At 70.7% G+C, this 18,537-nt stretch carries 16 protein-coding genes; 10 read left to right on the forward strand and 6 right to left on the reverse strand.

Annotated elements, in window-relative coordinates; genetic code table 11:
- Positions 1-304: 304 nt before the first annotated feature.
- The 3 genes from ACQ5BE_RS11455 (at position 305) to ACQ5BE_RS11465 (ending at position 3,147) form a co-directional block, all read left to right on the forward strand.
- A complete protein-coding gene (locus tag ACQ5BE_RS11455) occupies positions 305-1,414 on the forward strand; it encodes an S-(hydroxymethyl)mycothiol dehydrogenase (protein WP_430297146.1) in 1,110 nt (369 codons plus the stop codon).
- Complete coding sequence (locus ACQ5BE_RS11460) at positions 1,411-2,040, forward strand: MBL fold metallo-hydrolase (RefSeq protein ID WP_430297147.1); 630 nt, start codon at positions 1,411-1,413, stop codon at positions 2,038-2,040. The genes ACQ5BE_RS11455 and ACQ5BE_RS11460 overlap by 4 nt, the downstream gene beginning before the upstream one ends.
- Before the next feature lie 294 nt (positions 2,041-2,334).
- Positions 2,335-3,147, forward strand: coding sequence for an IclR family transcriptional regulator (locus ACQ5BE_RS11465; protein WP_430297148.1), 813 nt, complete (start codon positions 2,335-2,337; stop codon positions 3,145-3,147).
- Positions 3,148-3,182: 35 nt separating this feature from the next.
- Here ACQ5BE_RS11465 and ACQ5BE_RS11470 read toward each other — a convergent pair whose 3' ends face one another.
- Entirely contained in the window at positions 3,183-3,470 is a 288-nt protein-coding gene (locus tag ACQ5BE_RS11470; protein ID WP_430297149.1) for a hypothetical protein, read from the reverse strand.
- A 79-nt stretch (positions 3,471-3,549) separates the two neighbouring features.
- The gene (locus tag ACQ5BE_RS11475) at positions 3,550-5,055 is read right to left on the reverse strand and encodes a PucR family transcriptional regulator (RefSeq protein WP_344300688.1); all 1,506 of its coding nucleotides are present in this window, start codon (positions 5,053-5,055) and stop codon (positions 3,550-3,552) included.
- Positions 5,056-5,206: 151 nt separating this feature from the next.
- Between ACQ5BE_RS11475 and ACQ5BE_RS11480 the strand changes: the two genes are divergently transcribed.
- The 5 genes from ACQ5BE_RS11480 (at position 5,207) to ACQ5BE_RS11500 (ending at position 11,487) form a co-directional block, all read left to right on the forward strand.
- The gene (locus ACQ5BE_RS11480) at positions 5,207-6,793 is read left to right on the forward strand and encodes a purine-cytosine permease family protein (RefSeq protein ID WP_430297150.1); all 1,587 of its coding nucleotides are present in this window, start codon (positions 5,207-5,209) and stop codon (positions 6,791-6,793) included.
- A 94-nt stretch (positions 6,794-6,887) separates the two neighbouring features.
- Complete coding sequence (locus ACQ5BE_RS11485) at positions 6,888-7,661, forward strand: creatininase (RefSeq protein ID WP_430297151.1); 774 nt, start codon at positions 6,888-6,890, stop codon at positions 7,659-7,661.
- A gap of 146 nt (positions 7,662-7,807) precedes the next feature.
- Positions 7,808-9,067, forward strand: coding sequence for an aminopeptidase P family protein (locus ACQ5BE_RS11490; RefSeq protein ID WP_430297152.1), 1,260 nt, complete (start codon positions 7,808-7,810; stop codon positions 9,065-9,067).
- 185 nt (positions 9,068-9,252) lie between these two features.
- Positions 9,253-10,575: an MFS transporter gene (locus ACQ5BE_RS11495; protein WP_208711742.1), complete on the forward strand. Its 1,323-nt coding sequence runs from the start codon at positions 9,253-9,255 to the stop codon at positions 10,573-10,575.
- A 105-nt stretch (positions 10,576-10,680) separates the two neighbouring features.
- Entirely contained in the window at positions 10,681-11,487 is an 807-nt protein-coding gene (locus ACQ5BE_RS11500; RefSeq protein WP_208711741.1) for an IclR family transcriptional regulator, read from the forward strand.
- A 58-nt stretch (positions 11,488-11,545) separates the two neighbouring features.
- Here the strand turns inward: ACQ5BE_RS11500 and ACQ5BE_RS11505 are convergent, their stop codons facing one another.
- Both ACQ5BE_RS11505 and ACQ5BE_RS11510 read right to left on the reverse strand, forming a co-directional pair.
- Positions 11,546-11,983, reverse strand: a complete 438-nt coding sequence (locus ACQ5BE_RS11505; RefSeq protein WP_413250051.1) for a nucleoside deaminase — start codon at positions 11,981-11,983, stop codon at positions 11,546-11,548.
- On the reverse strand, positions 11,980-13,047 hold the full coding sequence (locus tag ACQ5BE_RS11510; protein ID WP_430297153.1) for a zinc-dependent alcohol dehydrogenase family protein: 1,068 nt from the start codon (positions 13,045-13,047) through the stop codon (positions 11,980-11,982). Before ACQ5BE_RS11510 ends, ACQ5BE_RS11505 begins: the two co-directional genes overlap by 4 nt.
- A gap of 106 nt (positions 13,048-13,153) precedes the next feature.
- Between ACQ5BE_RS11510 and ACQ5BE_RS11515 the strand changes: the two genes are divergently transcribed.
- Together ACQ5BE_RS11515 and ACQ5BE_RS11520 are read left to right on the forward strand one after the other, a co-directional pair.
- Entirely contained in the window at positions 13,154-14,818 is a 1,665-nt protein-coding gene (locus ACQ5BE_RS11515; RefSeq protein WP_430297154.1) for a helix-turn-helix transcriptional regulator, read from the forward strand.
- 139 nt (positions 14,819-14,957) lie between these two features.
- Positions 14,958-16,079, forward strand: a complete 1,122-nt coding sequence (locus ACQ5BE_RS11520) for a flavin-containing monooxygenase (RefSeq protein WP_430297155.1) — start codon at positions 14,958-14,960, stop codon at positions 16,077-16,079.
- 172 nt (positions 16,080-16,251) lie between these two features.
- Here the strand turns inward: ACQ5BE_RS11520 and sucD are convergent, their stop codons facing one another.
- Entirely contained in the window at positions 16,252-17,187 is a 936-nt protein-coding gene (gene sucD, locus ACQ5BE_RS11525; protein ID WP_430297156.1) for a succinate--CoA ligase subunit alpha, read from the reverse strand.
- A 14-nt stretch (positions 17,188-17,201) separates the two neighbouring features.
- Positions 17,202-18,377, reverse strand: a complete 1,176-nt coding sequence (gene sucC, locus ACQ5BE_RS11530; RefSeq protein WP_344300678.1) for an ADP-forming succinate--CoA ligase subunit beta — start codon at positions 18,375-18,377, stop codon at positions 17,202-17,204.
- Positions 18,378-18,537: the final 160 nt, after the last annotated feature.

The following is an 18,537-nucleotide window of genomic DNA, read 5'->3' on the forward strand; positions in this document are numbered from 1 at the left end:
ACCGGGGGTTTCTTTCCAGCGGGCATGCCTTCTCCTTCATCACTTGCAAAAGATGCAACAAGCTTCGGCATGCACAACAGTGATCTGCTTCACAGAGGGCTGTCAAGCGTTTTCGCGAGGCCGGAGAAGAATGTCACGGGCGCGAAACACGGGCTGCGGCCAGGGCGTTGACCAGAGGCCAAAGGCTCCCTAGGCTGGTCAGATATATCAGACGTGTACCTGGGGCGTGAGCGCCGATGCGCCCGCGCCCGACCGGCTATGGTCGTTGTGGCACCGTCCCTCAGACCCACCTGGAGGTTCATTCATGACCACCACCGCCCACGGAACGCAGCTGCACGAGGTGAGGGCCGTCGTCGTGCGCGAGAAGAACGCGCCCGCCACGGTCGAGACGATCCTCGTCCCGGACCCGGGGCCGGGCGAGGCCCTCGTCGACGTCCTCACCTGCGGCGTCTGCCACACGGACCTGCACTACAAGCTCGGCGGGATCGGGGACGACTACCCCTACCTCCTCGGCCACGAGTCCACCGCGGTCGTCTCGGCGGTCGGGCCGGACGTGACCGACCTCAAGCCGGGCGACCGCGTCATCCTGAACTGGCGCGCGGTGTGCGGCCAGTGCCGCGCGTGCGCCAAGGGCCAGCCGCAGTACTGCTTCGCGACCCACAACGCGACGCAGAAGATGACCCTGAAGGACGGCACGCCGCTCACCGCTGCCCTCGGGATCGGATCCTTCGCCGAGAAGACGCTCGTCGCCGCCGGGCAGTGCACGAAGATCGACGACGACGTCGACCCCGCCGCAGTCGGCCTCCTCGGCTGCGGCATCATGGCGGGCATCGGCGCCGCGATCAACACCGGCGAGGTCAAGCGCGGCGAGTCCGTGGCCGTCATCGGCTGCGGCGGCGTGGGCATCGCCGCCATCGCCGGCGCCAAGCTCGCGGGTGCGACGACGATCATCGCCGTCGACCTCGACCCCGCCAAGGTCGAGCTCGCCAAGGGCCTCGGCGCGACGCACGGCGTGGTGTCGAAGGAGACCGACCCGGTCGAGGCGATCCGCGACCTCACCAACGGATTCGGCGCGGACGTGGTGATCGACGCCGTCGGCCGCCCGGAGACGTACAAGCAGGCGTTCTACGCGCGCGACCTCGCCGGCCGCGTGGTCCTCGTCGGTGTGCCGACGCCCGAGATGACCCTCGAGCTGCCGCTCCTGGACGTGTTCGGCCGCGGCGGCTCGCTCAAGTCCTCCTGGTACGGCGACTGCCTCCCGAGCCGCGACTTCCCGATGCTCGTCGAGCAGTTCAAGCTCGGCCGCCTGCCGCTGGACGCGTTCGTGACCGAGCGGATCGGGCTCGACGACGTCGAGGCCGCGTTCGAGAAGATGCACCGCGGCGAGGTCCTGCGCTCGGTGGTCGAGCTGTGACGGCTCGGATCGAGCGACTGGTCACCTCCGGCACCTTCTCGCTCGACGGGGGCACGTGGGATGTGGACAACAACGTCTGGATCGTCGGCGACGACGCGGAGGCCATCGTCATCGACCCCGCGCACGACGCCGGGGCTGTCGCCGACGCCGTCGCGGGCCGCACCGTGACCGCGGTGCTGCTCACGCACGGGCACGACGACCACATCCGCCACGCGCGGGAGTTCGCCGACAAGGTCGGGGCGCCCGTACTCCTTCACCCCGGCGACCTCATGCTGTGGGAGGACGTGTACCCGGGAACCGCGCCGGACGCGGAGATCGCCGACGGCGAGGTCTTCAGCGTGGGCGGGGCCGAGCTGCGCGCCCTGCACACGCCGGGCCACTCGCCCGGCTCGGTGTCGTTCTACGCCGAGGCGCTCGGGACGGTCTTCACCGGCGACACGCTGTTCGCCGGCGGCCCGGGCGCGACTGGGCGGTCCTACTCGGACTTCGGAACGATCATCGAGTCCATCAAGGGCCGGCTGCTCACGCTGCCGGCCGAGACCGTGGTGAACACCGGCCACGGCGACTCGACGACGATCGGCGACGAGGCCCCGCACCTGCAGGAGTGGATCGACCGGGGCCACTGACCCGACGTCACCCCCTCTGACGCCGAGGTCACCCCGTGTGGGCCCGAAGTCACCCCGTGTGGGCCCGAAGTCACCCCGTGTGGGCCCGAGGTCACCCCTTGCCCGCACCCAGAACGACCTGAACCAAGGGACAACGGCCGGCACCTTCCCCGCGGAAGGTGCCGGCCGTCGTCGTGCGTGGGCTGAGTGCAGCGTGGAAATCTCGGCTGGCACCACACGGGGGTGACCTCGGCACCACACCCGGTGACCTCGGCACTCCGGGGGCCAGCTCGACAGGTCTGGCAGAATCAGGCCATGAGCAGAACATCCGGCGACGATGATCCGGAAGTGGGCCGCTCAGCCACTGGCGTCCAAGCGGTAGAGCGCGTCGTCCAGGCCCTCGAGATCCTCGCCAGGGAGGGCAGCGCCGCCGTCGGCGACGTCGCGGACCGCATCGGCGTGCACAAGTCGACGGCGTCGCGCATCCTCGGCGCGCTCGAGGCCCACGGCTTCGTGCAGCAGAGCTCCCGCCGTGGGAAGTACCAGTTGGGCGTGGGCCTCCTGCGGATCGCGAGCTCGATCCCGCGCCGCCTCAGCCTCGTCCACGCAGCCAGGCCCGTCCTCGAGGACCTCGCGCAGCAGTACGGCGAGACGGTCAACCTCGCCGTGCTCCGCGGCGGGTACGCGGTCAACGTCGACCAGGCCATGGGCCCCACCAACCTCGCGAGCTTCGACTGGATCGGCAACCTCACGCCCCTGCACGCCACCTCGAGCGGCAAGGTCTTCCTCGCCTACATGCACCCGGGCCTGCGCGACGACGTGCTGCGGGATGCCCCTCCCGAGGCGCTCACACCGCGCACCCTCACACGCCAGCAGCTGGACGAGCAGCTCCCCGAGATCATCCGGCTCGGCTACGCCGCCACCCGCGGCGAGCTCGAGGAGGGCCTCAACGCGATCGCGGCGCCCGTGTTCGGGCACACCGGGGAGGTCATCGGGGCCGTGAGCATCTCCGGGCCCGCGTTCCGCTTCGACCCGGACGCCGACCCCGCGCTCGTCAAGGCCGTGATCGCCGCGGGCGAGGAGATCACTGAACTCATGGGAGGTCCGGCCGCCCAGGATCGCTCCTGAACGGCCAGACCGTAGTGTCTTCGCGCTCCGTCGGGTCAGACGGCACGCCCCATCCCTGACGCGACCGGCTGCTCGCCGCATGCCTGGGCTTCGCGCGCCTTCGCCTCCAGGTTCACGCCCTCCCGCTCAGCCGCCGCCAGCGCGCGGGCGTCGTCGAGCGGGAGCTGCAGCGCCGCGCCGTCGTGCGCCACGACGACCGGCACGAGGGTGAGCGGGAGGTGCTCGAGCTCGATCCGCGGATCGGTGTCCTGATGGTCGACGACGTCGCGCGCCTCGGCCGCGCACACCCCCGCCGAAGTCACCCCCTCTGACGGCGAAGTCACACCTTGAAGCTCCCCACGGGGTGACCTCAGCTCCCCACGGGGTGACCTCGACCCCACACGGGGTGACCTCGGCGGGGGATCAGGGACGGGCGTCGTCCCGGAGCTGGGCGTTGCCGCGCACCAGCTTGACGGCGAACGCGAGCGCCCCGAGCTTCCCCCGCCCCCGCGGGTCCCCGCCCAGCGCCGAGAAGATCCGCCGGAGCCGCTTGTGGAGCGACTGGCGCTCGAGGAAGAGGAGCTCGGCCGCCTCAGTGGCGTTGCACCCGGTGGTGATCCACACGTCGAGCGTCCGCACGAGCTCGCCGCCGTTGCGCTGGTCGAGGCGGATGAGCTCGCCGATGGACTCTTCCACGATGGCGTCGACGGCCCCGCGGGACAGCGAGCGCTCGGCCATCCGCTCCACCAGGAAGTCGGACGCGTCGTGGATCGCGTCGGTCCACTTCGAGGACCGGCCGATCCGCCACGTCGCCCTGGCCTCCGCGAGGGAGTAGGCCGCCTGGCGGATGGTCGGGGCGGTGGGGCCGAGGGCTCCCGTGAGCCCCCGCGGCGTGACGGCCTCGCGCAGGACTGCGAGCACCCGCTCCCTGTCCTGCGACCCAGCGCCCGGCGGCAGGGTCATGAGGATGTCGACCCAGTCGCCGTCGACGGCCAGCAGTGCCGACGGAAGGGCGGTGCGGGCCCGCTGCTCGATGTCGGCGGACCGGTCGACGGGTCTGCGGACCACGGCCATGACGAGCGGCTGCTCGGGAGGGATGCCGGCGGCCTGGCTGAGTTCGAGCAGCCGGTCGCCGCCGCCGCCGGCGTCGATGAGCCGCAGGAGCTCGTCCTCGGCGAGGCGCGCGAGGCTCGGGCGGTGCTGCTGGGCCAGGGCGAGCGCCACGATGCTGCGGACCCGCGCGAGTACGGTCTCGAGAAGCTCGTCGTCGGCGTCGCGGCCCCCGATGAGCTCGAGCCGGGCTGCACCGATCCCGCCGACGGCGAGCTCGGTGTCGGGACCGTGCGCGCCCTCGCCCGGCTCCTGGCCGGCCGATGCGAGCACGGCGCCCCGCGTGTCGACCACCCGCACGTACACCCCCATCGTCTCGGCGATGAGCGCTACGAGCGGGCCGAGCAGCGCGCCGGAGTTGGCAATGCGCTCGGTGAGGGCCTGCGAGAGGCTGTCCGCGAGCTGGAGGGCCGTGACCTGGCCCGAGACGATCCGCCGGTTGACGGACTCGGCCACCTCGACGAAGGGCACGACCTGCCTGAGCTCGATGAGCGGCAAGGCCGCCTCGTCCGCAGCAGCGACGAGCTCGGACGGCAGGCGCCTGCCGGTTCCCGCCGTCTGCACGGCAAGCGCCGCGACCCTCCGGTTCGACAGGCTCCAGATGTACTCGGACTGCGCGGCCGGCTTGAGCGCGAGGAGGGCGGACCCGCCGGTGAGCAGGAGCTCGCCGCCAGAGAGGAGCGGAGCGATCTCGAGGACTTCCGAGGAGTGCACCCATCGGACGCGTGCCTGCTCCACCGCGGCACCGCCGCCCACCACGACCGGCGCGCCGACGGCGAGCACGCTGCTGGCGAGGACTTCGGTGAGAGGCAGGGCCACGGCAAATCCCATCGGAAGGAGACAGAGTGTCCCCCGCAACAGGCACTGCAGGCGACAGAACGAGTCTAGGTGGTGACGTGGGGCACATCTACGCTTGAAGGCAGCCGGCTACTCGCTCCCCCAAGCGATACCTTCGAGAAAGTAGTCTCACATGAGCCTTCGCACTCAGAGCAAGACTGAGGACGCCACGCACGTCGTCGAAGACGTGCTGCAGCCCGTCCCCGAGTCCGCTCGCACCACCAAGGTCTCCGGGCAGTTCTGGATCTGGGCTGGGGCCAACGTAGCCCCCATCAACTGGATCCTCGGCGCCCTGGGCATCAACATGGGCCTCGGCCTCGCGGACACCATGACCGTGCTCGTCCTCGGCAACATCATCGGCATGGTCGGGTTCGGATTCTTCGTCCTCCTCGGCCAGAAGACCGGCGCGACCGGCATGCTGCTGGCCCGCGGCGCCTTCGGCCGCCGCGGAGCCTACATTCCCGCGGCCATCCAGGCGATCGTCGCCGTGGGCTGGTCCGCAGTGAACACCTGGGTCATCCTGGACCTCGTCATGGCCCTGTTCGGCATGATCGGCTGGGTCGACCCGGCCGAGGAGAACCTCGTCTGGAAGATCGCCGTCGCAGCCATCATCATGAGCGTCCAGGTGGGCATCTGCTACCGCGGCTACGGCGCGATCGCCAAGTTCGAGCGCATCACCATGCCGCCCACCCTCCTGGTCCTCGTCGCGATGTCGATCATCGCGTGGACGCAGCTCCCCATCGACTGGTCCTACGCGGGCCCCGCCGGCGCCGTCCTCACCGGCGGCGAGCGCATCGCCGCGATGTCCGGGATCATGACGGCCATCGGCATCGGCTGGGGCATCGGCTGGTTCACCTACGCCCCCGACTACTCGCGGTTCGTGTCCAAGAAGATCCCGGCCCGCAAGCTCTACCTCACCTCGGTCCTGGGCCAGTTCCTGCCGGTCATCTGGCTGGGCCTCCTAGGCGCGAGCCTCGCGACCATGAACGGCACCGCAGACCCGGGCGAGCTCATCGTCAAGAGCTTCGGCGCCATGGCCATCCCGGTGATCCTGCTCGTGATCCACGGCCCGATCGCCACGAACATCATCAACCTCTACACGTTCGGCGTCGCGACCCAGGCACTCGACATCAGGATCTCCCGCAAGAAGATCTCGGTCATCGTCGGCTGCTTCTCGATGTGCGCGGTCATCCTCTTCCTCTTCGCCGAGGACTTCGCAACCCTCCTGGACACCTGGGTCATCGCGATCGCGGCGTGGGTCGCGACCTGGGGCGGGATCATGGCGGTCCACTACTTCGTCTTCGAGCGCCGCCACAAGAAGTTCGACTACCTCTTCATGAGCCCCCGCGACACCCACCTCAAGGCGGTGAACCCGTCCGCACTCATCGCCTTCGCCCTGGGCCTCTTCGCGACCTGGCTCTTCATGTACGGCGCGATCCCGATCTTCCAGGGCCCGATCGCCACCGCGATGGGCGGCGTCGACCTCTCCTGGCTCGCCGGGACCGTGGTCGCCGGCGGCACCTACTTCGCACTCGGCTACCCGCGCTTCCGCGACCGGATCCACCACGGCGTCCCGCTGGGCATCCGCACCGACATCCGTGACGAGGAGTACCTCGAGGCCCACGGCAACGCCGCGCACGACGGCGAGTCCCCGGCGTCGTCGGCGACCTCGCCCGAGGTGCCGGCCACCGCGCCGGTCACCGCACCGACGGTCCCCTAGCGTCCCGCGACACCACCTTCCGCCGGCGGCGGGGCACGACCCCCGCCGCCGGCGCCCTTCAGCACGCCTTCACACCCTGCACCCAGGAGGAACCATGGCCACCAGCGTCTTCATGGAGGAGCTCGACGCCTTCAGCTACCGGGAGGCAATCGCCTCGGGCGCCCCCGTCATCGTCCCCGTCGGATCCATCGAGCAGCACGGGCCGCACCTGCCGCTCAACACCGACGTCCTGCTGTCGAAGGCCATGGGCGAGCGCCTCGCGGCCTCGCTGGGAGGCCTCGTCGCCGCCCCGATCGTGTACGGCTACAAGTCGCAACAGCGTTCCGGCGGCGGCAACCACTTGGGCGGAACGACGAGCCTCGACGGCACAACGCTCATCTCGATCGCCAGAACGCTCACGCTCGAGTTCGCCCGGCACGGGGCGCGGCGGATCATCTTCCTCAACGGCCACTTCGAGAACTACCAGTTCATCTACGAGGGAGTCGAGCAGGCCACCGCGGAGCTCGGCCTGCGCGGCCAGGACCTCTCGGCCGTCCTCCTCTCCTACTGGGACTTCGTCGACGAGGAGACGATCGAGGAGATCTACCGCGGCTCGTTCCCGGGCTGGGACGTCGAGCACGGCGGCGTCCTGGAGACCTCGCTCATGCTCCATCTCTATCCGCACCTCGTCCAGCTGGACCGCGTCATGGACCTTCCGGCGGCCCAGCTGCCCCGATACGACGTACTCCCTGTCCGGCCGGAGCTCACCCCGGCCTCGGGCTGCCTGTCCTCGGCCAAGGCCGCCTCGGAGGCGGCGGGGCAGCTCCTGCTCGAGCGCACGTCCAAGGCCCTCGCGGAGTCCATCGCCGCCGAGGTCAGCCGGCCCTGACCACCGCGAAGTTGCGCTCATCGCAACTAAAGTGCACGTCGCTTGACCGTGACGCCCACCACAGCTAGTCTGATGCAACGAGGTTGCGATCAACGCAACCGAAGGCTTTCTCGCAACCACGCAACGATCCCTGAGAAGGAGACACCATGTCCGTCGACACGGCTTCCACGTCCGCCACCAGCGTCGCCGAGCTCGAGCGCCTCAAGGTGCTCCACAACGGCACCAAGGGCAAGCTCACGTTCTCCGACGCGGAGTTCGAGCGCCGCCTGGGCGGCCTCCGCCAGATCATGGCCGCCAAGGAGCTCGACGCCGTCATCCTGACGAGCTACCACGGCATCAAGTACTACTCCGACTTCCTCTACACGACGTTCGGCCGCAACTACGCCCTGGTCGTCACCGCCGACGACTCGGTCACCGTCACCGCGAACATCGACGCGGGCATGCCGTGGCGCACCTCCTACGGCGAGAACATCGTCTACACCGACTGGCGCCGCGACAACTTCTACTTCGGCCTCCAGGAGGCCCTGCGCCAGCGCGGCGTCCGGGCCACCCGCCTGGGCGTCGAGGACGACGCGCTCCCGACCCTGACCCGCGAGAAGATCGCCGCCGCGTTCCCCGGCGCCGCGCTCCTGGACGTCTCCCAGGACGCCATGCGCCAGCGCATGATCAAGTCCGCCGAGGAGATCGAGGTCATCAAGCACGGCGCCCGCATCGGCGACCTGGGCGGCGAGGCCATCCGCAACGCGATCCGCGAGGGCATCACCGAGTACGAGGTCGCCCTCGCCGGCACCGAGGCCATGGTCCACGAGATCGCCAAGACGTTCCCGCACCGCGAGGTCCGCGACACCTGGGTGTGGTTCCAGTCGGGCATCAACACGGACGGCGCCCACAACTGGGCCACGACCCGCAAGCTCGAGAAGGGCGACATCCTCTCGCTGAACTGCTTCCCGATGACCTCCGGCTACTACACGGCCCTCGAGCGCACCCTCTTCCTGGGCCAGCCGGACGAGGAGAGCCTGCGCCTGTGGAACATCAACGTCGAGGTGCACCGCCGCGGCCTCGAGCTCATCAAGCCGGGCGCCGTCTGCAAGGACATCGCCGCGGAGCTCAACGAGATCTACATCGGCTACGGCCTCCTCCCCAACCGCACGTTCGGCTACGGCCACTCGTTCGGCGTCCTCTCGCACTACTACGGCCGCGAGGCGGGCCTCGAGCTCCGCGAGGACATCGACACGGTGCTCGAGCCGGGCATGGTCGTCTCCATGGAGCCGATGATCACCGTCGCCGACGGCCTCCCGGGCGCGGGCGGCTACCGCGAGCACGACATCCTCGTGATCGGCGAGGACTCGGTCGAGAACATCACCAAGTTCCCGTTCGGCCCGGAGAAGAACATCATCGAGGCCTGATCCGGCACGCACGACGGCGCCGCACCCCGCCCATGCGGGGTGCGGCGCCGTCGTCGTACGTGCAGGCAACCGAGGTGCGTTTCACGCGTCACATGGCCAGGTGATCTTGACCACAGACGCGGGGAAGCCTACATTGGTGCAATCGAGTTGCGCTAAACGCAACCCCAAGATACTGGTGGTTTCCTTTGAGCACTGAGAACTCCACAGCCCCCTCCGACATCCAGCAGGCCGACGGCATCAGCAAAGACGCACGCCGCCGCGTCCTGTGGGGCAGCTTCTTCGGCAACTTCGTCGAGTGGTTCGACTACGCGGTGTACGGGTACCTCGCGGCGACGATCTCCCAGGCCTTCTTCCCGGAGACGGACCGTCAGACAGCCCTCCTCGCAACGTTCGCGGTCTTCGCGATCTCCTTCTTCATCCGCCCGCTCGGCGGATTCGTCTGGGGCCACATCGGGGACCGGCTCGGACGCCGCACCGCCCTGTCCCTGTCGATCCTGATCATGAGCGGCGCGACATTCTGCATCGCGCTCATCCCGTCCTACGCGGTGATCGGTGTGGGGGCGCCAATCCTGCTCCTGGCCGTCCGCGTCGTGCAGGGCTTCTCCGCCGCAGGCGAGTACGCCGGTGCCTCCGCATTCCTCGTCGAGTACGCCCCCGCGAACCGGCGCGGCCTCTACGCCGCCGTGGTGCCCGCCTCCACGGCCGCCGGCCTCCTGCTCGGCTCCCTCCTGGCCGCGCTCCTGTCCATCGTCCTGACTCCCGAGCAGATGACGGAGTGGGGCTGGCGCCTCCCGTTCCTGCTCGCGGCCCCGATGGGGCTGATCGGGCGCTACATCCGCACCAAGCTCGAGGACACCCCGGCATTCCGGGCGATCGAGGACCAGGCCGAGACCACCCACGCGCCGGTCAAGGACATGTTCTCCAAGCACTGGCGCGCGCTGCTCCTGGCCGTCGGCGCGGTGCTCCTGAACGCCGTGGGCTTCTACGTGATCCTCTCGTACATGCCCACCTACCTCTCCGAGGAGCTGGGCTTCGGCTCCACGGAGTCGTTCTTCGCCACGACGATCGCGCTGACGACCTACATCGGCTTCATCTTCCTCACGGGCCTCGCGTCGGACCGGTTCGGCCGCAAGCGCGTGCTCCTGACCGCCTCGGTGGCGTTCATCCTCTTCACCGTCCCGGCGTTCATGCTCCTGGACACGGGCAGCTTCGCGATGGTGCTCCTCGTCCAGATCGCCCTCGGCGCGATGCTCACCCTCAACGACGGCACGCTCCCGAGCTTCCTCGCCGAGCTGTTCCCCACCCGCATCCGCTACTCCGGCTTCGCGGTGAGCTTCAACCTGTCCAACGCGGTCTTCGGCGGCACCGCCCCGTTCATGGCGACCCTGCTCATCGGGATGATGCACACCAAGCTCGCCCCGGCGTGGTACCTCGTGGCCGCGGCTGCCGTCTCCCTCGTCGCCGTCCTGTGCGCGAAGGAGACATCGAACAGGCCGCTCGCCCACTGACGTGCCTGAGAACGGGTGCGCGCACGACGGCGGTCTCCCACCCGCCGTCGTGCGCGCACCCGCCGTGTGGCCCCAGGCATCCCTCATTCCCTAAGGTGTTGTCCCATGATCGAAAGCGTGAACGGCGAGGCCGCTGAGGCGCGCGGGTCGTCCCCCATCTCGAATGCCATCGCGGTGCTGCGCTGCTTCAGCGTCGACGAGCCCCTCATCGGGGTGACGGACATCGCCGCCCGCGTCGGGCTGCACAAGAGCTCTGTCTCCCGCATCCTGGCTACGCTCGAGTCGGAGGGGCTCGTGGAGCGCGACGAGCCGACGCGGCGGTACCGGCTCGGCCTCGGGCTCATCGCCGTCGCCGGTCCCCTCCTGGCCGACCTCGACGAGCGCCGCGTGGCGTACCCGGTGCTGCGGGAACTCACGGAGCGGACCGGGGAGACGAGCGCGCTGCTGAAGTGGAACGGCCAGGAGGCCGTCTCCGTGGAGCAGATCCCGAGCCCGCACCAGGTCAAGCACACCACGACGCTCGGGACCCGCTACAGCACCGCCGTGTCCGCCTCGGTGCAGGTCTTCCTCGCGGCGGAGCAGCCCGAACGGGCACGCGCGCTCCTCCGCGCGGGCACCGTCGCGCTGGCCGAGACGGACGACGCCGGCCTGGACGCCTTCGCGCGCCGCCTCGCCGAGGTGTCCCAGCGGGGGTATGCCCTCAACTACGGCGAGACCTCCGTCGAGGAGGTCGGCGTCTCCGCACCGGTCTTCGACCACCGGGGCGACGTCGTGGCCGCCGTGCTCATCTCGGCCCCCCGCTTCCGCATCTCCCCCGAGCACCTGCAGGTGCTCGGGGAGGCGTGCGCCCAGGCTGCCCGCGACATCACGCGGCGCCTCGGAGGCAGCCCGGTCGCGGCTGCGGCCAGCTAGGACACTGCTACGGCAGCCTCCCGCTGGACCGGCGAGAACCCCGCGGTCGCGGACCGGGCTACTCGGCGATGTCCTCGGCCCAGAGCGCGGGCTGATCCCGCTGGAACGCCTCCATCATCTCCACGCACCGCGGATCGTCGAGGACCTCGACCTCGACCCCGCGCGAGCGCAGGAGCTCCAGCTCGCCGGGGAAGGTGCGCTGCTCCCCGACCACGACGCGCGGGATCTTGAACTGGACGATGGTCCCTGCGCACATCGCGCACGGCGCGAGGGTCGTGTAGAGGACGGTGTCGCGGTAGGTGGCCTGCCGGCCCGCGGCACGGAGCGCGGACATCTCCCCGTGCGCGATCGGGTCCCCGTTCTGGACCCGCTCGTTGCGCCCGACGGCGAGGACCTCGCCCCCGCGGACGAGGGCGGCGCCGATGGGAATGCCACCTTCCGCGAGCCCAGCCCGGGCAGCCTCGAGCGCCGCCTCAAAGCCGATGTCGCGCGTCACCGCTGCAGCCCGGGGACGAGCATCACCTTGACCGCGCGGCGCTCGTCCATGGCCTTGTAGGCCTCGGCGGCTTCCTCGAGCGGCATGACCGAATCGAACACGAGGCCCGGGTTGATGTCTCCGGAGAGCACGTCCTCGAGCAGCTCGGGCAGGTAGTGACGGGTGGAGGCGGCGCCACCGGCCACGGAGATGTTCTTCGAGAACAGGGTGCCGATGGGCAGCTCCGCGCCGCCGGCGGGAACGCCGACGAACCCGAGGCTTCCGCCCGGGCGGGTGCAGCGGAGCGCCTGGTCCATCGACTCCTTCGTGCCCACGCATTCGAGGACGGAGTCGGCGAGCACTCCGCCGAGCAGCTCGCGGACCTTCTCGGCCGCCTCCGCGCCACGCTCGGCGACGACGTCGGTCGCGCCGAACTGGCGCGCGAGCTCGGCGCGGTCCTCGTGCCGGGACATTGCGATGATCCGCTCGGCGCCCAGCCGCCTGGCCGCGAGGACCCCGGAGAGGCCGACGGCGCCGTCGCCCACCACCACCACGCTGCGGCCGGGCCCGACGTGGGCGGCGACCGCCGCGTGGTGGCCGGTGCCCATGACGTCGGAGAGCGTCAGCAGGCTCTTGGTGAGCGCCTCGTCGGGGTCGGTCACGCCCGGCACGGCCACGAGTGTGCCGTCCGCCAAGGGAACGCGGACCCGCTCGCCCTGTCCGCCGTCCACCGGGAGGCCCTGCTCGTCGCTGCCGCCCCATGCGGCGCGGTGCTCGCACGCGACCTGGACGCCGTTGCGGCACGGCGGGCACGTCCCGCAGGAGACGGCCCAGGGCGCGATGACGAAGTCGCCGGCCTTCACGGCAGTCACCTCGTCGCCGACCGCCTCGACGACGCCGACGAACTCGTGCCCAATCGGCTTCGGCTCCGTCACCTCGCGCACTCCACGGTAGGGCCAGAGGTCGGAGCCGCACACGCACGCGGCCGTCACCCGGACCACGGCGTCGCCGGGCAGCAGCACCTCCGGGTCGGGGCGGTCCTCGACCCGGATGTCGCGGGTTCCGTGGATCATGGTGGCGCGCATGGATGCTCCTTGGTCGTGTGGGGGCACCGGGGCGAAGCCCGGCGGATCAGCCCGGCGGTCCGGCTCGGCAGTTCAGCTCCAACCTACTCCGATCTATCCTCGAAGCGTGGCGGTCCCCAGCTCCGTTCCGCTCGCAGCCGACGGCCGGCGGCTGTACGAGGCAGGGTCTTGGACCCGTGCCCTCGAGGCCTTCGAGCGCGCCGACTCGGACACACCGCTTCCCGGCAGCGACCTCATGCTGACCGCGTTCAGCGCCTACCTCCTGGGGCGCGAGGACCGCAGCATCGACCTCTTCGGCCGCGCCTTCCGCGACTTCCTCGGGACGGACGACGCCGCCGCTGCCGCCCGCGCCGCCTTCTGGCTCTCCTTCGCGCACGACACCCGCGGGGACCGGGCCCGCGCCGAGGCGTGGGGCCGGCGGCTCGCGGGGATCGTCGATGAGTCCCGGCTCGGCGCCGAGCGCGCCCTGCTGCTCTCGGGCCTGGGTCACCGGTCCCTCGCCTCACCGGACCCTGCCGAGACGCGCCGCGCGCTCGAGCTGTCGCGCGAGGCCATTGCGCTCGCACGCCCCGCCCGGGACACGGACACGGAGGTCTTCTCGCGCCTGAGCGCCGGCTGGGCCCTCCTGCGGCTCGGCAGCACCGGCGAAGGCCTCGCCGAGCTCGACGAGGCCATGGCGACCGTGACCTCGGGCGAGGTGAACACGCCGATCGTGAACGGAGTGGCCTACTGCTCGGTGATCTCGGCCTCGCTGCGGTCCGAGGACCTCGCCCGCGCCCGCGAGTGGACGACCGCCGCCACCGACTGGTGCGCCCAGCACCCCGACCTCGTGCCCTTCCGCGGGCAGTGCCTCGTGCACCGCTCCCAGGTGAAGATGCTCGACGGCGACTGGTCCGGCGCACTCGAAGAGGCCGACCGGGCGGTGCAGCGGCTCCTTCCCGCCGACACGGGTCTGGCGGGCTACCAGCTCGGAGAAATGCACCGGCTCACCGGGCGCTTCACTGACGCCGAGGACGCCTACCGCCTCGCGAACTCCGCAGGGCGCCGCCCCGAGCCGGGGCTGATGCTCCTGCGCCTGGCCCAAGGGCGGGCGGACGCGGCAGCCGTCTCGGCCCGCCGGCTGAGCCTCGAGCTCACGCGGCGGTCCGAGCGCGCCGAGTTCCTCCCGGCGTACGTGGAGGTCATGGCCGCCGTCGGAGACATCGATGCCGCTCGGGCCGGCGCGGCCGAGATTGCCGCCATGGCCGAGAGGGCCGGGCCCTCGGGTGGGCCGGCTGCCGCCCTGTCCCGCGCCCGCGCGCTCACCGCGGAGGGCACGGTGTGCTGTGCCGCGGGCGAGGCGGCCCAGGCGGTGCGGAGCCTGCGGGACGCGTCGCTCGCGTGGCACGACCTCGGCATGCCCTATCCCGAAGCTCGCGTGCGGGCGACGCTCGGCCGCTGCTACGCCGCACTCGGGGACGATGAGGCGGCAGCCCTCGAGGTGGACGCAGCACGGGAGGCCTTCCAACGGCTCGGCGCGCAGCCGGACCTCGCGGCGCTGCCGGACGCCGGCCGCGGGTGGCGCCGCGCGCCGTCGCCCGTACCCCTGACCGAGCGGGAGGTCGAGGTCGTGCGCCTCGTGGCCGCTGGGCTCACGAACCGCGCCATCGCGAAGGAACTCGTCCTGAGCGAGAAGACGGTCGCCCGGCACCTCGCGAACATCTACGCCAAGCTCGGCATCGCCTCGCGCGCGGCCGCCACGGCCTACGCCTACGACCACTCCCTCGTCTAGACCTCCCCTCCCCTGTTGCGGGGTCCCGTCCCACCCGTTGCGGGGTCCCGTCCCTGCACACAAATGCCCATACCGCCGGCCTCCCGGATACACGATCCGCCCGACGCGGCGCCCCCATCCGCGGCCGTACCGTCGAGGCATGACCAGCACCCAGCCCCGCATCCCCACCCAAGCCCCGGCAGCCAGCACCGCGGAGCACCGCATCGGCACGGTGATCGTCGGCGGCGGCCAGGCCGGACTCGCCACGGCACACTGGCTCGCCGACGCCGGCCTCGACTGCGTGGTCCTCGAGGCCCGCGACCGCATCGGCGACCAGTGGCGCGAGCGCTACGACTCCCTGCGGCTCTTCACACCGGCCCGCGTCAACGGCCTCCCGGGAATGCCGTACCCCGGGACCAAGTCGGCCTTCCCCACCGGCCGCGAGCTCGGCGACTACCTCGAGTCGTACGCTGCGTCGCTCGGCGGCCGCATCCGCACCGGCGTCCGCGTCACCTCGGTGGAGGCCCTCGACGGCGGCGGGTTCCGCGTGGCGACAAGCGACGGCGAGCTGCGGGCGGACAACGTCGTGATCACGACCGGCGCCGACGCCGTGCCGAAGGTTCCCGCCATCGCGGCGACCCTCGACCCCGGGATCCGCCAGATGCACTCGAGCGGCTACCGGAATGCCGGCCAGCTGCTGCCCGGGCCCGTGCTGGTGGTCGGTGCCGGCACCTCGGGCGCGGACCTCGCCCTGGAGTCCGTCCGGGCCGGCCACGAGACGTGGCTATCCGGCCGCCATCCCGGGGAGATCCCGGGGGGCGAGCGCGTCCGCGGGCCGCTCTTCTGGTTCCTCGCGAACTACGTCCTGACACTCCGGACTCCGGTAGGGCGCAAGGCGCGCCCCGCGATCCGTGCAGGCAGCGCTCCGCTCGTGCGCACGAAGCGCGCCGACCTCGACGCCGCGGGGGTCCACCGCGTGCAGGCCCGCACGGTGGGCGTGGCCGACGGCAAGCCCCAGCTCGACGACGGGACGGTGCTCGACGTGGCCAACGTCCTGTGGTGCACCGGGTACACCCACGACTACTCCTTCGTCCGCTCCCTCGCCGTGGGGCCGGACGGCTATCCGCTGCAGGCCGACGGCGCGGCCGACGGCATCCCGGGCCTCTTCTTCGTGGGCCTCCTCTTCCAGCGCGGACTGTACTCGCACCTCGTGGGCGGCGTCGGCAGGGACGCCCGACTCGTCGCGGAGAAGATCGCGGCCCGCACCCTCGCCCCCGCCTGAGCCGCAGCCCCGCCTGAGCTGCGGAGCCCATCCGAAGGTCACCTCCTGAAAGTCACGTGATGTGCCCCTCAGGACGTGACCCCCAGACGGGTCTGGCGAGGAAGCACGACGGCGGCCGGTCACCTTCCGCGCGGGAAGGCGACCGGCCGCCGTCGTGGGCCGGGTCAGAACCTCAGAGGTTGCTGTCCGGGAGGTGGACCGGGTAGACCGAGCGGAGGAGGTGGGCGGTCTCGGACGGCGTCTTGCCGACCTTGACGCCAGCGGCCTCGAGGGCCTCCTTCTTCGCCTGGGCGGTGCCGGAGGAGCCGGAGACGATGGCGCCGGCGTGGCCCATGGTCTTGCCCTCGGGTGCGGTGAAGCCGGCCACGTAGCCGACGACCGGCTTGGTGACGTTGTTCTTGATGAACTCGGCCGCGCGCTCCTCGGCGTCGCCGCCGATCTCGCCGATCATGACGATCGCCTTCGTGTCCGGGTCGGCCTCGAACGCGGCGAGCGCGTCGATGTGGGTGGTGCCGATGACCGGGTCGCCGCCGATGCCGATGGCCGTGGAGAAGCCGAGGTCGCGGAGCTCGTACATCATCTGGTAGGTCAGGGTGCCGGACTTGGACACGAGGCCCACCCCGCCCTTGCCGGTGATGTTGGCCGGGGTGATGCCCACGAGGGCCTCGCCCGGGGTGATGATGCCGGGGCAGTTCGGGCCGATGATGCGCGTGGTCTGGTTGCCCTCGGCGTCCTTGGTGGCCTGGGCGAGGGCCCAGAACTCGGCGGAGTCCTGCACGGGCACGCCCTCGGTGATGACCACGACGAGGCCGATCTCGGCCTCGATGGCCTCGACCACGGCGTCCTTGGTGAAGGCCGGCGGGACGAACACGATGGAGGTGTCCGCGCCGGTCTCGGCCATGGCCTCCTTGACGGAGCCGAACACGGGCAGCTCGACGGGGTTGCCGTGCTGGTCGTGGTGGGAGACCGTGGTGCCGGCCTTGCGGGCGTTCACGCCGCCCACGATGTTGGTGCCGGCCGCGAGCATGCGGGCGGTGTGCTTGGAGCCCTCGCCGCCGGTGATGCCCTGGACGATGACCTTGTTGTCCTTGTTGAGGAAGATCGACATTTTTCTCTCGTCCCTTACTTCGCAGCGCCCGAGTTGGCGAGCTCGGCGGCCTTGTCGGCGCCCTGGTCCATGTTCTCGGCGAGGGTCACCAGCGGGTGGTTCGCCTCGTGGAGGATGCGGCGGCCCTCGTCGACGTTGTTGCCGTCGAGGCGCACGACGAGCGGCTTGTTCGCCGAGTCGCCGAGCTTGTCCAGCGCGCCCACGATGCCGTTCGCGACGGCGTCGCACGCGGTGATGCCGCCGAAGACGTTCACGAAGACGCTCTTGACCTGCTCGTCGCCGAGGATGATCCCGAGTCCGTTGGCCATGACCTCGGCCGAGGCGCCGCCGCCGATGTCCAGGAAGTTCGCGGGCTTGACGTTGCCGTGCCGCTCGCCGGCGTAGGCCACGACGTCGAGGGTGGACATCACGAGGCCGGCGCCGTTGCCGATGATGCCGACTTCGCCGTCGAGCTTGACGTAGTTCAGGTCCAGGGCCTTGGCCTTGGCCTCGAGCGGGTCCTCGGACTCCTTGTCCACGAGCTCCTCGTGCTCGGGGTGGCGGAAGCCGGCGTTCTCGTCGATGGAGACCTTGCCGTCCAGGGCGATGATGTCCCCGGCACCAGTCTTGACCAGCGGGTTGACCTCGACGAGCGTGGCATCCTCGCCCTTGAAGACGTCCCACAGCTTGACCAGGACAGCCGCGACCTTCTCGCGCAGCTCGGGGGCGAAGCCGGCGGCCTCGACGATCTCGGCGGCCTTGGCGGCGTCGATGCCGACGGCCGGGTCGACGGGAACCTTGGCCAGGGCCTCGGGACGCTCGACGGCGAGCTGCTCGATCTCCATGCCGCCCTCGACCGAGCACATGGCCAGGTAGTTGCGGTTCGCGCGGTCGAGGAGGACCGAGAAGTAGTACTCCTCGGCGATGTCCGCACCGGCGGCGATCATGACCTTCTTGACCGTGTGGCCCTTGATGTCCATGCCGAGGATGTTGGTGGCGTGCTCGAATGCCTCGTCAGCGGTCTTCGCGACCTTGACACCGCCGGCCTTGCCGCGGCCGCCGATCTTCACCTGGGCCTTGACAACGGTAACCCCGCCGATCTTCTCGGCAGCAGCCTTGGCTTCCTCGGGGGTGTGCGCAACGATCCCGGCCAGCACGGGAACGCCGTGTGCCTCGAACAGATCGCGCGCCTGGTATTCAAACAGGTCCACGGTTCAGTGTCCTCTACGTCGAAGTAGTTCTGACTCGGAGCACGCGCCGCAGAGAGCCTCCCCACGGCGGGCCTGATGCTCCAAGGGGCAACTCTAGTCCCTCCGCGCTGCACCAGTCCGCCCCGGGAGCCGTTCGTGACCAACCGCACAGCTCTACAAT

The sequence above is a fragment of the Sinomonas sp. B1-1 genome (genome assembly GCF_050474465.1).
Taxonomy (GTDB): Bacteria; Actinomycetota; Actinomycetes; order Actinomycetales; family Micrococcaceae; genus Sinomonas; species Sinomonas flava.

Excerpts from the sequence above, each read along its gene's own strand:
- ACQ5BE_RS11485 (WP_430297151.1), top strand. The coding sequence starts at position 6,888 with ATGGCCACCAGCGTCTTCATGGAGGAGCTCGACGCCTTCAGCTACCGG.
- ACQ5BE_RS11480 (WP_430297150.1), top strand. The coding sequence starts at position 5,207 with ATGAGCCTTCGCACTCAGAGCAAGACTGAGGACGCCACGCACGTCGTC.
- ACQ5BE_RS11490 (WP_430297152.1), top strand. The coding sequence starts at position 7,808 with ATGTCCGTCGACACGGCTTCCACGTCCGCCACCAGCGTCGCCGAGCTC.
- ACQ5BE_RS11510 (WP_430297153.1), bottom strand. The coding sequence starts at position 13,047 with ATGCGCGCCACCATGATCCACGGAACCCGCGACATCCGGGTCGAGGAC.
- ACQ5BE_RS11520 (WP_430297155.1), top strand. The coding sequence starts at position 14,958 with ATGACCAGCACCCAGCCCCGCATCCCCACCCAAGCCCCGGCAGCCAGC.
- ACQ5BE_RS11500 (WP_208711741.1), top strand. The coding sequence starts at position 10,681 with ATGATCGAAAGCGTGAACGGCGAGGCCGCTGAGGCGCGCGGGTCGTCC.
- ACQ5BE_RS11465 (WP_430297148.1), top strand. The coding sequence starts at position 2,335 with ATGAGCAGAACATCCGGCGACGATGATCCGGAAGTGGGCCGCTCAGCC.
- sucD (WP_430297156.1), bottom strand. The coding sequence starts at position 17,187 with ATGTCGATCTTCCTCAACAAGGACAACAAGGTCATCGTCCAGGGCATC.
- ACQ5BE_RS11455 (WP_430297146.1), top strand. The coding sequence starts at position 305 with ATGACCACCACCGCCCACGGAACGCAGCTGCACGAGGTGAGGGCCGTC.